The organism is Rhodanobacter sp. FW102-FHT14D06 (genome assembly GCF_043950705.1).
Lineage (GTDB): Bacteria > Pseudomonadota > Gammaproteobacteria > Xanthomonadales > Rhodanobacteraceae > Rhodanobacter.
In genome coordinates, this window is the sequence record NZ_CP170722.1 from 1,940,936 (window position 1) to 1,955,418 (window position 14,483).

General features: G+C 69.2%; 11 protein-coding genes. 2 read left to right on the forward strand and 9 right to left on the reverse strand.

Translation table 11 applies throughout. From position 1 onward, the window contains the following. Positions 1 to 25: 25 nt before the first annotated feature. Together ACFCQI_RS08765 and dinG are read right to left on the reverse strand one after the other, a co-directional pair. Positions 26 to 580, reverse strand: coding sequence for a HutD family protein (locus ACFCQI_RS08765; protein WP_395121058.1), 555 nt, complete (start codon positions 578 to 580; stop codon positions 26 to 28). After that, positions 577 to 2,679 carry an ATP-dependent DNA helicase DinG gene (gene dinG / locus ACFCQI_RS08770; protein ID WP_395121059.1) on the reverse strand — a complete coding sequence of 701 codons (2,103 nt, stop codon included), beginning with the start codon at positions 2,677 to 2,679 and terminating at the stop codon, positions 577 to 579. Before dinG ends, ACFCQI_RS08765 begins: the two co-directional genes overlap by 4 nt. Positions 2,680 to 2,913: 234 nt before the next feature. On the opposite strand from dinG, the gene ACFCQI_RS08775 reads away from it, so the two are divergent. Further along, on the forward strand, positions 2,914 to 5,814 hold the full coding sequence (locus ACFCQI_RS08775) for an EAL domain-containing protein (protein WP_395121060.1): 2,901 nt from the start codon (positions 2,914 to 2,916) through the stop codon (positions 5,812 to 5,814). 10 nt (positions 5,815 to 5,824) lie between these two features. Here ACFCQI_RS08775 and ACFCQI_RS08780 read toward each other — a convergent pair whose 3' ends face one another. The 5 genes from ACFCQI_RS08780 to ACFCQI_RS08800 all read right to left on the reverse strand — a co-directional run bounded on the left by ACFCQI_RS08780 (position 5,825) and on the right by ACFCQI_RS08800 (position 10,652). Continuing rightward, positions 5,825 to 6,487: a DsbA family oxidoreductase gene (locus ACFCQI_RS08780; protein ID WP_395121061.1), complete on the reverse strand. Its 663-nt coding sequence runs from the start codon at positions 6,485 to 6,487 to the stop codon at positions 5,825 to 5,827. Positions 6,488 to 6,562: 75 nt separating this feature from the next. Then, complete coding sequence (locus tag ACFCQI_RS08785; protein ID WP_395121062.1) at positions 6,563 to 8,221, reverse strand: NAD(P)/FAD-dependent oxidoreductase; 1,659 nt, start codon at positions 8,219 to 8,221, stop codon at positions 6,563 to 6,565. A gap of 124 nt (positions 8,222 to 8,345) precedes the next feature. Further along, a complete protein-coding gene (locus ACFCQI_RS08790; protein ID WP_395121063.1) occupies positions 8,346 to 8,570 on the reverse strand; it encodes a hypothetical protein in 225 nt (74 codons plus the stop codon). Positions 8,571 to 8,793: 223 nt separating this feature from the next. After that, positions 8,794 to 9,300, reverse strand: a complete 507-nt coding sequence (locus ACFCQI_RS08795) for a DUF1993 family protein (RefSeq protein ID WP_395121064.1) — start codon at positions 9,298 to 9,300, stop codon at positions 8,794 to 8,796. Further along, complete coding sequence (locus ACFCQI_RS08800) at positions 9,297 to 10,652, reverse strand: TCR/Tet family MFS transporter (protein WP_395121065.1); 1,356 nt, start codon at positions 10,650 to 10,652, stop codon at positions 9,297 to 9,299. The genes ACFCQI_RS08795 and ACFCQI_RS08800 overlap by 4 nt, the downstream gene beginning before the upstream one ends. Positions 10,653 to 10,777: 125 nt before the next feature. Here ACFCQI_RS08800 and ACFCQI_RS08805 point away from each other — a divergent pair, with 125 nt between their 5' ends. Beyond that, complete coding sequence (locus tag ACFCQI_RS08805; protein WP_395121066.1) at positions 10,778 to 12,484, forward strand: Zn-dependent hydrolase; 1,707 nt, start codon at positions 10,778 to 10,780, stop codon at positions 12,482 to 12,484. Positions 12,485 to 12,503: 19 nt separating this feature from the next. Here ACFCQI_RS08805 and ACFCQI_RS08810 read toward each other — a convergent pair whose 3' ends face one another. Next, complete coding sequence (locus ACFCQI_RS08810) at positions 12,504 to 13,355, reverse strand: alpha/beta fold hydrolase (RefSeq protein WP_395121067.1); 852 nt, start codon at positions 13,353 to 13,355, stop codon at positions 12,504 to 12,506. Continuing rightward, positions 13,352 to 14,407, reverse strand: coding sequence for a ferrochelatase (gene hemH / locus ACFCQI_RS08815; RefSeq protein ID WP_395121068.1), 1,056 nt, complete (start codon positions 14,405 to 14,407; stop codon positions 13,352 to 13,354). The genes ACFCQI_RS08810 and hemH overlap by 4 nt, the downstream gene beginning before the upstream one ends. Positions 14,408 to 14,483 lie beyond the last annotated feature (76 nt).

Genomic DNA, 14,483 nt, shown 5'->3' on the forward strand with positions numbered 1-14,483 from the left:
CGGCGCCGCGGCCCAGTGACATCCGTCAGGCGACGGGTTCGACGTGCACGACCAGCGCCACCGCATTTGGGTGCAAGGTCATCGATGCCGCGCCCGACGAAGGTCGCCAGGCATCGCCTGCTTGCAGCGTACCGTCGACGCAGTCGATGGCGCCGCGGGCGCAGTACACCAGCACGGTGGCGGCGCCCGTCGCGTACGCTCCGGTATCCCGCCACACTTCGATGCCGCCGCGCGCGCGGCCGCGGCGCAGCATCAGGTTGAAGTCGCGGGTGGGGCCGCCGGCCAGTGCCACCTCGACCTTCGCCTCGCCGGGAAACGCGAACGGCACAAACGGAGCTGTCAGCGCGTGGCTGCGGCCGTCATCCAGCGTCATGGTGAAGCCGGCCCCGTCGAGAAGCGCGATCTGCCGGTCGATGCCGGGAAACGCGGAGAACGGCGCGGCGCTGTCGACCTCGGCGAGGCTGACGCGCCACAGGAAATCGTCCATGCCGGCGGCGGACGGCTGGACGGCTATTTCGCGGGTGCGGCCCAGGCCGTTCTTCCACGGCCGCAGCGGGCAGTCGGACAGGCGGACGATCATGCGGTTCTCTCGATGACGCGCTCGAACGGCGGCAATGCGCGCAGCATGCCGCTGCCGTAGCGCTTGGTGACCACGCGGCGGTCCAGCAACACGATGCGGCCGTGGTCGGTTTCGCTGCGGATCAGGCGGCCGCAGTACTGGGTGAGCAGGCGGGTAGCCTCGGGCACGCTGACCTCGATGAACGGGTTGCGGCCGCGCGATTCCAGCCACTCGGCGTAGGTCGCGCCGACCGGGTCGGTGGGCACGGCGAACGGCAACTGGGTGATCACCACCGTCTCGCACAGCTTGCCGGGCAGATCGAGGCCTTCGCCGAACGAGGCGAGGCCGAACAGCGTGCTGCCCTTGCCGGCCTCGATGTCGGCGCAGTGCTCGGCGACCAGTTGCGACTTGCCCAGCGACCCTTGCGCGCGGACCTTGCGCACGTGCGCGATCGGCAATTTCTGCAGCACGCGGTCGAGTTTCGCGCGCGAGGTGAACAGCACCAGGTTGCCGGCGTCCCAGTCGAGGTGGTCCGCCAGCCAGGCGCTGATTTCCTCGGCGTGCGCCTCGCGCGCGTCGGGAAGCGTGTGCATCGCGGGCACTTCCAGGCGTGCCTGCGCGGCGAGGTCGAACGGCGAGGGCAGGCTCAGCGTCACCGCATCGTCGGGCAGGCCCACGGCATCGGCGAAGCCGCGGAAGTTGCCGCCGGCACTGAGCGTGGCCGAGGTCATCACCACGCCGCTGGCGTTGTTCCACAGCACGTTGCGCAGCAGGCCCGCGGCGGAGACGGCCGAGGCATGGCAGACCAGTTGCTGGTCCGCGCCCAGGGTGACCCAGCGCGCCAGCGGCGGGGCGTTGTCCGGATCGTCGCTGGACCACGCGCGCCAGCAGGCGGCCTGCCGGCCGATGCGCTCCAGCGCGATGCCGAGCTCGCGCGACAAGGCCTCCTGGGTCGGTCCGCCGTCGGTCATCTCCACCACGGCGCGCCGCACCGCGGTGAGCCAGCGCTGCACCTCGCCGGTGAGCAGGTCGAGCGCGCGCGCATGCTCCACCCACGGCTCCGGCAGCTGGCCCAGCGAGCCGCGGTACATCGGTTCGGCCTCGGCCGGGTCGGGCAGCCAGGCGAGGCGGATTTCCTTCTCCAGCTCCTCCAGCGTGTTGCTCAGCTCCTGCAGCTTCTCGTCGCCCTGGTCCAGCGCGAGCTTGCCCAGGCGTTCCTTGTCGGTCAGCGAATAGGCCGCATGCACCTGCCGGCCGAGCCGGCTCAACTGGCGCACGGTGGCGGTCATGAAGACTTCGGCCGCGCCGCGTTCGATCGCCTTGCCGGGCACGTGGTGGCCTTCGTCGAAGATGTACAGCGTCTCGTCCGGGCGCGGCAGGATCACGCCGCCCCAGCTGTCGTCCTCGCCCGGCATGGTGAGATCGGCCAGCACCAGATCCTGGTTGGCCACGATGATGTCGGCGTCGTCGACCGCGCGGCGCGCGGCGAAGAACGGGCAGTTCATGAACTGCCCGCACTTGCGCCCGGTGCAGCCGCCGGCGCTGGTGGTGATCATCGGCCGCAGCAGGTCGCTGACCGGCTCCGGCGCGCTGTCCATGTCGCCGTTCCATTCGCCGCGGTCGAACGCGTCGCGCAGCTTGGCCAGCGACTGCTTGTCGCGCGGTTGCGGCGGCTTGTTCCACAGCAGCAGGTCGGCCTCGAAACCGGCCAGGCCAAGCTGCGCGTCGTGGATGCTGTTGGCCGCCATCAGCAGGTTGCGCGGGCACAGGTAGCGGCCGCGGCCCTTGGCCAGCGCCACCTTCGCTTCGATGTCGTTGAGTTTCAGGTACAGCGGAATGTCGCGCTGCACGAGCTGTTCCTGCAGCGCCACGGTGGCGGTGGCGATCAGCAGCTTCTTCTTCTGGAAGCGCGCCACTTCATGGCCGGCGACCAGGTAGGCCATCGACTTGCCGGTGCCGGTGGGCGCCTCGATCACCGCCACGCCGCCGGCGCTGGCCAGCGCCTTGGCGACCTCGGCGATCATGCGCCCCTGCGAGGCGCGCGCGCGAAAGCCCGGCAGGCCCTCCTTGATGCGGGCGTAGGCGGCACGAATGGCGTCCTTGGTGGAGTCGGCGAGCATGCGGGGTGACAGGTCCGTGACACGGTGCGGGGCCGGGGCGCGCCGCGTGTGTGCGCTGCCCTGCCGGCCGGCTGCCCAGTCTATCGGACATGTCAACGCGGCCGCGGCTTGCCGATGCCCCGCGGAATGTCGCACAGTGGCAGGCGCGTATGCTGGGCCGGGCCGCGGCTCGAACCTGATCCGGCGACATCCCGGCGACATCCCGGCGACAGGAAAGGGGGCACGATGGAGTCGATGTCCATCGACGACTCGCTGCAATTGAATTGGCTGACCCATCTGGTCGGCGCCCGCTCGCCAGCGGAAGTGGCTGCGGCAATCGCCGCGCTGGCACGAGACCGGCCCGGCTGCGAAGCCGCCAGCGTGTTGTGGCGGCTGCACGATCGGGCCGGCGTCTGCAGCATGCCGCCCATGCCGGTCGACGATGCCGATTGGCCGTGGATCGAACAGGCTGCCGGCACCGCCGGGGCACAGTGGCATGCGGACGGTCAGCGCGTGGCACTGCGCCTGTGCGAGCTGCCGCAGCCGGCCGTGCTGGTGCTGCGCCTGCAGCCTGCATGGGCGGGTCCCCGCTTTCTCGACGAGATGGCTGCGCTGCTGCGGCCGGCCCGCCTGCATCTGCAACGTGCGCTGGAATGGCTCGAACTGCAGCACTCGCACGAGCAACTGGAGCGCTCGGAGAACCTGCAGCGCGCCTTGTTCGCGATCTCCGACCTCGCCGGTTCCGAGCGCGACATGCCCACCGTGCTGCGCGGCATCCATGCCATCGTCAGCGGGCTGATGTACGCGGACAACTTCTTCATCGTGCTGCACGACGCCGCGCGTGACACGGTCCGTTTCCTGTACTACGTCGACGTGGAAGATCCCGTGGCGCCAGGCGGCGGCCTCGACATGCCGATCAGCGCGATCGAGCACACGCTGACCTGGTATGTGCTGCGCGACGGCAAGGCGCGCATGGGCGACGCCGAGGAGCTGCGCATCCAGGCGCAGGGCCCGGTGAAGGTGATCGGCACCGACAGCCGCGACTGGCTCGGCGTGCCGATGATGCGCGACGGCCGCCCCGGCGGGGCGCTGGTGGTGCAGAGCTACCGGCCCGAGATCGGCTACACCCCGGGCGACCTGGCGCTGCTGGAGTTCGTCGCCAGCCACATCCTGATCGCGCTGGAGCGCAAGCAGGGCAAGGAGGATCTGGAACAGCGCGTGCAGTTGCGTACCGCGCAACTGGCCGAAGCCAATCGCGGCCTGCAGCAGGAGATCGTCGAGCGGCAGCGCGCCGAGCACCTGCAGACCGCGCTGTTCCGCATCGCCGAACTGGCCACCGCGCACATCGACCATGGCGAGTTCTACCGCCGCGTGCACGGCGTGGTGGGCGAATTGCTCAACGCGCAGAACTTCTACATCGCGCTGCTCTCCGACGACCGCCAGCAGTTGCTGTTCCCCTACGCCGTCGACGCCAAGCTGCGTCCGCCGCCGAGCCGCCCGCTCGGCCGCGGGCTGAGCGAATACGTGCTGCGCCGGGGCACCGCATTGCGCGCCGACAACGCCGACATCGAGGAGCTGGAACGCAGCGGCGAGATCGTGGCCGGCCGTTCGGGCTCGCCTTCCACCTGCTGGCTCGGCGTGCCGTTGATCGTCGGCGACGAGGTCATCGGGCTGGTGACGGTGCAGAGCTACGACGCCGACGTCTCCTACGGTCCGTCCGAGCAGGAATTGCTGAGTTTCGTGGCCACCCAGGTCGCCAACAGCCTCACCCGCCGCCGTGCCGCCGAGGCCCTGCATCGCGCCTACGAGCAGCTGGAACACCGGGTGGAAGAGCGCACGCTGGCGCTGCGCAAGGAGATCATCGAGCGCGAACGCGTGCAGGATCAGCTCAAGCACCAGGTGATGCACGATCCGCTGACCGGCCTGCCCAATCGCAGCTATCTGCGCGACCGCATCGACCGCGTGCTGTCGACGCCGGCGTCAGGCACACGCCCGCGCTGCGCGCTGCTGTACATGGACGTGGACCGCTTCAAGATCATCAACGACAGCCTCGGCCACCTGGCCGGCGACGAGGTGCTGAGAGAGGTCGCCACGCGGTTGTCCGGCTGCGTGCGTCATCCGGACCTGGTGGCGCGGCTGTCGGGCGACGAGTTCGCCATCCTGCTGGAATCGGTGGAGCAGCCGGCCGACGCCAATGTCGTGGCGCAAAGGGTGATGGATGCGTTGGCCGAACCGATGCCCGCCGGCGGCAAGGAGTTGCAAGTGGCGGTCAGCGTCGGCATCGCCATCGGCGACGGCCGCTACCTGACCGCCGACGAGGTGCTGCGCGATGCCGACATCGCGCTGTATCGCGCCAAGGAACTCGGCCGCAAGCGCTATCAGCTGTTCGACGAGACGCTGGCGCGCAGCGTGGTCGACGTGCTGACGCTGGAAGGCGAGTTGCGCCAGGCATTGAAGCACGGCCAGTTCGAGCCGCATTTCCAGGCCATTTGCCGCCTGGAGGATCGCGCGGTGGTCGGCTACGAGGCGCTGATCCGCTGGAACCATCCGCAACGCGGCCTGCTGCTGCCGGGCGATTTCCTCAAGATCGCCGAGGACAGCGGGCTGATCGAGGCGATCGACTGGCACATGTTCGAGATCAGCTGCCAGCGCCTGCGCCGGCAGGAGCGCACCGACACCTTCATGACGCTCAACGTGTCGGCGATGCACCTGCGCCACGACAATTTCGACTCACGCCTGATCGAGCTGCTCGAACGCACCGGCCTGCCGCCCACGCGGGTGGTGGTGGAAGTCACCGAGGGCGCCCTGCTCGACGATCCGGAGCGCGTGCGCGCCACGCTGGAGCGCCTGCGCGCCGCCGGCGTCGGCGCGGCACTGGACGATTTCGGTACCGGCTATTCGTCGCTGAGCTATCTGCACTCGCTGCCGCTGCGCATCCTGAAGATCGACCGCGCGTTCGTGAACGAGCTGGACAAGGGCGCCAACACCAGCAGTACCACCGTGGTCGCAGCGGTGCTTGCGCTGGCCCGCGCGCTGGACATCGACGTGGTCGCCGAAGGCATCGAGACCGAGATCCAGTACGCAGCGCTGCACGCGATGGGCTGCGCCATGGGGCAGGGCTACTGGATCGGGCGGCCCGCGCCGTTCGAGTCCTGAATCGCGCGCCCTATCGCGCGGCGGCGATCTGCCGCAACGCCTGCTCGAACGCCTCCGGCGGCTGACCGCCGGAGATCAGGTGCTGGCCGTTGACGATGGTGGCCGGCACCGAGTGGATGCCGCGCGACATGAAAAACTGCTCCTGCGCGCGCACCTCGTCGGCAAATTCGTCGCTTTCGAGCAACTGCCGCGCCCGTTCGCCATCCAGCCCCGCTTCGACAGCCAGCCGCGCCAGCGTGTCGTGCGAACTCACGTCCTCGCCGTCGGTGAAATACGCGCGCAGCAGGATCTGCTTCAGCACCAGCTGCCGCCCTTCCAGCTCGGCCCAGTGCAGCAGCCGGTGCGCGTCGAAGGTGTTGTAGACGCGGCTGCGCCGGTCCATGTTGAAGGTGAAACCGAGTGCCGCGCCGCGCGCACGGATCGCCTCGCGATTGGCGTCGATCTGCTCGGCCGAACTGCCGTACTTGCGCCGCAGGTGCTCGGTGGAATCCTCGCCTTCCGCCGCCATCTGCGGATTCAGCTCGAACGGCTGGAAGTGGATTTCCGCGGACACCTCGCCATCGAGCTTCGCCAGCGCATGCTGCAATGACGCCAGGCCCACGGCGCACCAGGGACAGGACACGTCGGAGACGAAATCGATGCGCAGCGGAACGGGAATCGCTGACGTGGACATGGGATACCTCGCAAATCCGGGGGGAGGCAGCGGCGCTGCGGACCCGACCCAAGATGCGGCCGGGGCGCGGCACAATCAATCGTCTGCGCGAACCCGGCTTTTCGCCATGTCCAGTGCCAGCGCCTCGGCCACCTTGATGCCGTCCACAGCGGCGGAAAGGATGCCGCCGGCGTAGCCGGCGCCTTCGCCGGCGGGGTAGAGGCCACGGACGTTGAGGCTCTGCAGGCTGTCGTCGCGCGTGATGCGGACGGGCGAGGAGGTGCGCGTTTCCACGCCGGTGAGGATCGCGTCGTGCATCGCGTAGCCGCGGATCTGGCGCTCGAACGCGGGCAGCGCTTCGCGGATCGCGGCGATGGCGTAGTCGGGCAGCGCGCTGTCGAGGCTGCCCAGGGTGACGCCGGGCTTGTAGGAGGGCTGCACGTCGCCCCATTCGCGTGATGCGCGACCGGCGAGGAAGTCGCCGACCAGCTGCGCGGGCGCGTTGTAGTTCTCGCCGCCGAGGGTGAAGGCGTGGCTTTCCAGTGCACGCTGCAGCGCGATGCCGGCGAGCGGGCCTTCACCGTACGGCGCGAAGTCGGACGGCTCGATGCCGACCACCACCGCCGCGTTCGCGTTGCGCTCGTTGCGCGAGTACTGGCTCATGCCGTTGGTGACCACGCGCCCCGGCTCGCTGGTGGCGGCCACCACGGTGCCGCCGGGGCACATGCAGAAGCTGTACACCGAGCGGCCGCGTCCACCCTGATTTCCCTTGCCGTGATGCACCAGCTTGTAGTCGGCCGCGCCGAGGATCGGATGGCCGGCCTGCGGCCCGAAGCGGGCGCGGTCGATCACCGACTGCGGGTGCTCGATGCGGAAGCCGATCGAGAACGGCTTGGCCTCCACGTATACGCCGCGCGCGTGCAGCATCTCGAACGTATCGCGCGCGCTGTGGCCGAGTGCCAGCACCACGTGATCGGATCGCAACTGCTCGCCGCTGGCCAGGGTGACGCCGCGAATCTGCTGTTGGCCGTCCGCGCGCGGTTCGAGCAGCAGATCGTCCACGCGCTGGCTGAAACGGATCTCGCCGCCCAGCGACTCGATCGTCGCGCGCATGTTCTCCACCATCGACACCAGCCGGAACGTGCCGATGTGCGGCTTGCTGACGTAGAGGATCTCCTCCGGCGCGCCGGCCTTCACGAACTCGGTGAGCACCTTGCGGCCATGGTGCTGCGGGTCGCGGATCTGGCTGTGCAGCTTGCCGTCGGAAAAGGTGCCGGCGCCGCCCTCGCCGAACTGCACGTTGGATTCCGGGTGCAGCTCGCGCTTGCGCCACAGGTCCCAGGTGTCCTTCGTGCGCTCGCGCACTTCCTTGCCGCGGTCGAGGATGACCGGGCGGAAACCCATTTGCGCCAGGATCAGGCCGGCGAACAGGCCGCAGGGGCCGAAGCCGATCACCAGCGGGCGGTGTTCGAACCGCGGCGGCGCCTCGGCCACGAAGTGGTAGCGGGTGTCCGGCGTGGGCTGCACGTGCGCGTCGTCGGCGAAGCGTTGCAGCAGTTCGGCTTCGCGCGGGGTGTCGATGTCCAGCGCGTAGATCAGCGTGATCGCGCCACGCTTGCGCGCGTCGTAGCCGCGGCGGGCGATGGTGTAGCCGGTCAGCTCGCCGGGTTCGAGCTCAAGCCGCCTGGCGATGGCAGCGGCAAGCGCGGCCTCGCCGTGGTCGAGCGGCAGCTTGAGGTCGGTGAGTCGCAGCATGCGTGGGGTCCGGTGCGCCGATGGCGCGCGCAATTCCCGGCGCCTTCGATGGGCCGGCCATTGTCGACGCCTTGCGTGCGGCCGACAAGGCGGCCGGCGAGCGGAAACTGACGCTGCGGGTCACTCAGGCCGCCAGCAGGGTCAGGAACTGCTCACCGGTTGCCCGCGGGTGCAGCAGGATGAAGCGCGTGTGCGCCGGGTCCGTGTGCTTGCGTGCCGCGGCGACGCAAACCTCGCCATCCTCCGCGATGATGGCGGGGGGCGTGGCACGCTGCTCATCCCAGGGCGCGCGGCACAGTTGGCCGTGTTGCGGGCCGCCGGCGATGATGCATTCAAAAATCCTGTTCATGGAAAGTCACTCGAAGGGGAAGAACCGTGGGGACGAGTGACAGCAAGCAGGGGGCGCGCCAGCAGCGGGCAGGCAAAGGTGGTGTGCGTCACAGTTTGGGACATGCGCCGCCAGTCGCGGCTGATCGCCGTGGTTTCAACGAGTGGAGCGGCTGGGGCGACTGCTTGCGGTGGCGAGTCCGGCCTCCGCCCGGACTCGCTCCCGCAGGACGGAGTTCGCCCGCTCAGGCTTCGCCGATGAAGTCTTTCTTGCCGATGTCGGTGCCCGCTTCGCGCAGGATGTTGTAGGCGGTGGTGCAGTGGAAGAACAGGTTGGGGATGGTGAAGCCGAACAGGTACGCCTGACCCTCGAGCGTGACTTCGCCGGCGCGTGTCTTCATCACGACGGTGCGGGTCTCGCTGCCGTCGATCTGTTCGGCGCTGAAGCTCTTGACGTAATCGATCGCCCGCGCGATGCGGTCGTAGGCCTGGGGCAAGGTGGTCTCGTTGTCCTCGAAGGACTTCGGTTCGACGCCGGCGAGGCGCGCCGCGCCGCGCGTGGCCATGTCGCAGGCGATCTGGATCTGCTTGATCAGCGGCAGCATGTCCGGGATCAGGCGCACCTGCAGCAGCACTTCGCCGCTGACGTTCTTCGAAATCGCATGTTGCTCGCCCTTCTGCAGCACATGGGTGAGGTTGCCCAGCGCGCGGACGAAGACGGGGACGGAGGCCTGGTACATGGAAAGTGTCATGGTTTTTCTTCCTGTGGGTGGACCGCCTGCGGCGGATGGGTGGGTGTTGCCGGATGGATGGCGGGCAGTGCCGGCGCGTCGCCGGGCAGCGATTCGGCCGTGACGTGGGCGGCGGGTTGCGGCAGGCGCCGGGTGGCCCGCGCGGCGATCACCAGGCCCGCCAGCATCAGGCCCGCCGACAGCACGAAGGCGGCGCCGGGCAGGTGCAGCGGCGAGCCCGGCGCGATCGACAGCGCAAACACCTGGGCGAACAGGTACGGGCCGAAGATGCCGGCAAAACTGCCCAGGCTGCCGATCGCGCCCTGCAGTCGACCCTGCTCGGAAGGGTCGACCTGCTGCGTCATCAGGGACTGGATCGGCGGCATCGCCAGGCCCCACAGGGCCAGCAGGGGGATGCCGAACAGGAAGGCCCAGCCGACATCGGCCACGCCCATCACCAGGAACGCGCCCACGCCGAACAGCATGCCGGCCAGCAGCACGCGGCGTTCGCCGAAGCGCGGCGCCAGCTTGCCGGTGAGCACCGCCTGCACGAAGCCGTCGCAGGCGCCGACCAGCATCAGCACGTAGCCCACCGCCTGCGGGCCCCAGTGGTAGCGGTAATCCGCGTACAGCACGAACACCGTCTGCAACACGTAGTGGGCGAGGTAGACCAGGAACAGCACGATGGCCAGGTGGAACACCTGCCGCTGGCGGCGCAGCAGCTTCAGCGAGCCGAACGGATGCGCGCTGTGCAGCTCGATGCGCGCGGTGCGGCGTTCGGCCGGCAGCGACTCGGGCAGGATGAAGCAGCCGTACAGGAAGTTGCACAGCGCCAGCCCGGCCGCCACCCAGAACGGCAGCCGCAGCGCGATGCCGCCCAGGAAACCGCCCAGCCCCGGGCCGATGATGAAGCCCAGTCCGAACGCGCTGCCGAGGATGCCGAACGCGGCGGCGCGCTTCTCCTTCGGCACGATGTCCGCGATGTACGCGTTGGCGGTGCTGAAGCTGGCCGCCGTCATGCCCAGCAGCACGCGCGCGGCGAACAGCAGCCACAGCGTGGGCGCCAGCGCCAGGATCACGAAATCCACGGCCAGGCCGAGGTTGGAAACCAGGATCACCGGCCGCCGCCCGAAACGGTCCGACAGCGCGCCCTGCACCGGCGAGAACACGAACTGCACGATCGCGAACACCGTGCTGAAGATGCCCACCCACCACGCCGCCCGGGCGATGCCGCCGCCGGCCAGCTGCTCGATCAGGTGCGGCAGCACCGGGATGATGATGCCGAACGCCAGCATGTCGAGCAGCACGGTAACGTAGATGAAGGCCAGCGCGGCGCGATGGCGCGGAGCGACAGGCATCGACGGCTGGTCCATGGACGTGGCGAAGCGAGGGGAAGGCGACGATAACCCACGCCTGCCGCGGCCGCATGTGCAACCGGTCAGGTATCCCCGTGCCGCCGGAGCGATACCATGCAACATTCTCTCGCCAGGACACGATCATGCTGCGACGCCTGCTTCCCGCCTGCCTGCTGCTCGCGCTGTCCGCCTGCTCCTCCCATCCCGACGCCGCGCAGCCGGTGTCGAAGGAAGAGCTGGCGCCCGCGCCGACGACCTCCGTGGTCGCGCCCGCTGCCATCGAGACGGCGGCACAGGTGCAGCGGCATCTGTCCGACTACGCCACGGTGAAACTCACGGCGGACCTGTCGGCGTTCGATGCCGGGCAGAAGCAGATGATCGCCCTGCTGGTGGAGGCCGCCGACAGCATGAACGCGCTGTACTGGAAGCAGAGCTGGGGCGACCGTGACGCGCTGCTGGCGAAGATCGGCGACCCGGCGGTGCGCGAATTCGCCGAGATCAACTACGGCCCGTGGGACCGGCTGGACAACGACAAGCCCTTCGTCGACGGCATCGGACCGCGCCCGGCCGGCGCGCAGTTCTACCCGGCCGACATGACGAAGGAGCAGTTCGAGCAGTCGCCGCTCAAGGACAAGACCGCGCTGTACACCCTGCTGCGCCGCGACGCGCAGGGCCAGCTGGTCACCGTGCCCTACCACGAGGCGTACAAGGCCGAACTGGAAAAGACTGCCGGCCTGCTGCGCGAAGCCGCGAAACTGGCAAAGGACGCCGGCTTCCGGAAGTACCTGACGATGCGCGCCGACGCGCTGCTGAGCGACGACTACCAGCCCAGCGACTTCGCCTGGATGGACATGAAGAGCAACCCGGTCGACATCGTGATCGGTCCGATCGAGACCTACGAGGACCAGCTCTACGGCTACAAGGCCAGCTACGAATCCTACGTGCTGATCAAGGACCAGGCGTGGAGCGCGAAGCTCGCGCGCTTCGCCAAATACCTGCCCGAACTGCAGCGCGGCTTGCCGGTGGCCGACAAGTACAAGGCCGAGAAGCCCGGCTCCGACGCCGACCTCAACGCCTACTTCGCGGTCTACTACGGCGGCGACGCCAACGTCGGCGCCAAGACCATCGCGATCAACCTGCCCAACGACGAGCAGGTGCAGCTGAAGAAGGGCACGCGCCGGCTGCAGCTGGAAAACGTGATGCAGGCGAAGTTCGACAAGATCATGCTGCCGATCGCCCATGAACTGATCGCCGAGGATCAGCAGAAGAACCTCACCTTCGACGCATTCTTCCAGAACACCATGTTCCACGAAGTGGCGCACGGCCTGGGCATCAAGAACACGCTGGACGGCAAAGGCACCGTGCGCAAGGCGCTGAAGGACCAGGCCTCCAGCTTCGAGGAAGGCAAGGCCGACATCCTCGGCCTGTACATGGTCAGCAAGCTGGCCGACAAGGGCGAGCTGGACAAGTCGAAGCTGATGGACAACTACGTCACCTTCCTCGCCGGCATCCTGCGCTCGGTGCGCTTCGGCGCCAGCGACGCGCATGCCAAGGCGAACATGGTGCGCTTCAACTTCTTCAAGCAGCAGGGCGCGTTCAGCCGTGACGAGAACACTGGCCGCTACCGCGTCGACTTCGACAAGATGACCGCGGCGATGAACGCGCTGTCGGCCAAGCTGCTGACCATCCAGGGCGACGGCGACTACGAAGCGGCCAAGCGGCTCACCGACCAGATGGGCGCCGTCGACGCCGAGCTGGCCGGCGACCTGAAGCGGCTCGACCAGGCGCATATCCCGGTCGACATCCGCTTCGAGCAGGGTCTGGACGTGCTCGGCCTCAAGCAGCCCTGAGTCGCCCGCCAGCGGGCTCCTACGACGATGGTCTCGCCGCGATCCAGTCAGCCACCGCTTGCGGATGTTCGAGCTGCAGGTGGTGGCCGCCGTCCATGTGGGTGACGGCGATGTCCCCCACGCAGGCGGCGCGCGCCTGCATCATCGCGGCCGGCAGGTACGGCGTCGCCGGCCGCGCCAGCAGCAGCGCGGTGGGCGCGGTGATGCCGCGCAACAGCGCGTGCACCTGGGACTCGGCCAGGCGCACGGCGCTGGGGCGGGTCAAGCGCGGGTCGCTGCGCCAGCACCAGCCGCCGTCGGTTTCGAGCAGGCCGCGCTCGACGATCGACCGTGCCTGTTCGGCGGGCAGGCCACTGGCGATGCTGCGTGCGCTGATCGCCTGGGCGACGTCGCGGAACACCCGCAGCGGCTTGCCGTTGCTCTCGCGTGGCGCCAGCGCGTCACGGAAGCGCTGCAGCGTGTGCGAACCGTCGTCGCCGAGCGGGCCGAGGCCTTCGATCAGCAGCAGGCGCTCGATCCGCTCGGGCCGCGCCGCAGCGACCAGGCTGGCGATGCCGGCACCCAGCGAGTGGCCGAGCAACGCGTAGCGATCCAGCTGCAGCGCGTCGACGGCTGACAGCACCGCCTGCACGTGGTCGACGTAGTGGTAGCTGGCGCCGGCGGGGAGATGGCCGGAATGGCCATGGCCCGGCAGGTCCAGCGCGATCACCCGCCAGCGCGCGGCCAATCGCGGCGCCAGGCGCGCGAAGCTTCCGGCGTTGTCGAGCCAGCCGTGCAGGGCCAGCAGCGGTGGCAACGTGGCCTCGCCCCAGACTTGCGCTGCCAGCGTCGACGCGGGCAGCGCGATGCGCCGCTCGACCGGTTCGGTCATGCGCCGCCTTCCGGCCAGCCACCGAGGTGTCGGTGTATCAGCGCGGCGAGGCCGGCCACCTGTTCGGCGCTGTCGTTCAGTGCGGGGATGTAGCGCAGCGTCTCGCCGCCGGCTTCGGTGAAGAAGTCGCGGTTCTGCATCGCGATCTCCTCCAGCGTCTCCAGGCAGTCCACCGCGAAGCCGGGGCAGGCCACGTCGAGCCTGCGCACGCCGTCGGCAGCGAGCCGGCGCACGGTGGCGTCGGTGTACGGCTGCAGCCAGCGCTCGCGCCCCACCCGCGACTGGAAACTGACGACCATGTCCGCTTCGCCCAGCTGCAACCGTTCCCGCAGCAGTTGCGCGGTGCGCCGGCATTGTTCTGCGTAGGGATCGCCGAGCCGCACGTAGCGTTCGGGAATGCCGTGGAACGACAGCAGCAGTTTCTCGCCGCGGCCGTTGGCCGCCCACCAGCGTTCGATGCTGGTGGCCAGCGCTTCGATGTGGCCGTCGTCGTCGTGGTAATCGTTGACCAGGCGCAGCTCCGGCGGCCAGCGCAGCGTCTTGAGCGCGTCGGCGACGGCGTCGATGACGGAACCGGTGGAGGTCGCCGAGTATTGCGGGTACAGCGGCAGCACCAGCAGCCGGCGCACGCCCTCGCGCTGCAGCTGTTCGACGGCGCGTATCACCGACGGCTCGCCATAGCGCATCGCCAGTGCCACCCGCAGCCTGCCGGGTTGCCGGCGATCGAACTCGGCCTGCAGCGCCGCGGCCAGCGCCTCGCTGAGGTAGCGCAAGGGTGAGCCGCGTTCGTCCCAGATCCGCGCATAGGCGTGCGCGGAACGTTTCGGCCGCACGCGCAGGATCACCCCGTGCAGGATCGGCCACCACCGCCAGCGCGGGTAATCGATCACCCGGCGGTCACCGAGGAACTCGGCCAGGTAGGGGCGCACGGCGGCGGCGGTCGGCGCGGTCGGCGTGCCCAGGTTGACCAGCAGCACGCCAGCCTGAACGGTGGCCGGTGCGGCCTCGTGGGAATGGCCGGCAACGCCGGTATAGTGATCGGGCAAGGGCATCGTGACAGTCGTGAAGCGGCGCGGTCGTACCGGCCACAAACCGCAGTCTGCCACAAGCACGCCGGCAGCCGACGCC

Bases quoted from the DNA above. Each gene is read 5' to 3' on its own strand.
- ACFCQI_RS08785 (WP_395121062.1), bottom strand. From the start codon at position 8,221: ATGCTGCGACTCACCGACCTCAAGCTGCCGCTCGACCACGGCGAGGCC.
- ACFCQI_RS08795 (WP_395121064.1), bottom strand. From the start codon at position 9,300: ATGACACTTTCCATGTACCAGGCCTCCGTCCCCGTCTTCGTCCGCGCG.
- ACFCQI_RS08765 (WP_395121058.1), bottom strand. From the start codon at position 580: ATGATCGTCCGCCTGTCCGACTGCCCGCTGCGGCCGTGGAAGAACGGC.
- ACFCQI_RS08790 (WP_395121063.1), bottom strand. From the start codon at position 8,570: ATGAACAGGATTTTTGAATGCATCATCGCCGGCGGCCCGCAACACGGC.
- hemH (WP_395121068.1), bottom strand. From the start codon at position 14,407: ATGCCCTTGCCCGATCACTATACCGGCGTTGCCGGCCATTCCCACGAG.
- ACFCQI_RS08775 (WP_395121060.1), top strand. From the start codon at position 2,914: ATGTCCATCGACGACTCGCTGCAATTGAATTGGCTGACCCATCTGGTC.
- ACFCQI_RS08810 (WP_395121067.1), bottom strand. From the start codon at position 13,355: ATGACCGAACCGGTCGAGCGGCGCATCGCGCTGCCCGCGTCGACGCTG.
- ACFCQI_RS08800 (WP_395121065.1), bottom strand. From the start codon at position 10,652: ATGGACCAGCCGTCGATGCCTGTCGCTCCGCGCCATCGCGCCGCGCTG.
- dinG (WP_395121059.1), bottom strand. From the start codon at position 2,679: ATGCTCGCCGACTCCACCAAGGACGCCATTCGTGCCGCCTACGCCCGC.
- ACFCQI_RS08780 (WP_395121061.1), bottom strand. From the start codon at position 6,487: ATGTCCACGTCAGCGATTCCCGTTCCGCTGCGCATCGATTTCGTCTCC.
- ACFCQI_RS08805 (WP_395121066.1), top strand. From the start codon at position 10,778: ATGCTGCGACGCCTGCTTCCCGCCTGCCTGCTGCTCGCGCTGTCCGCC.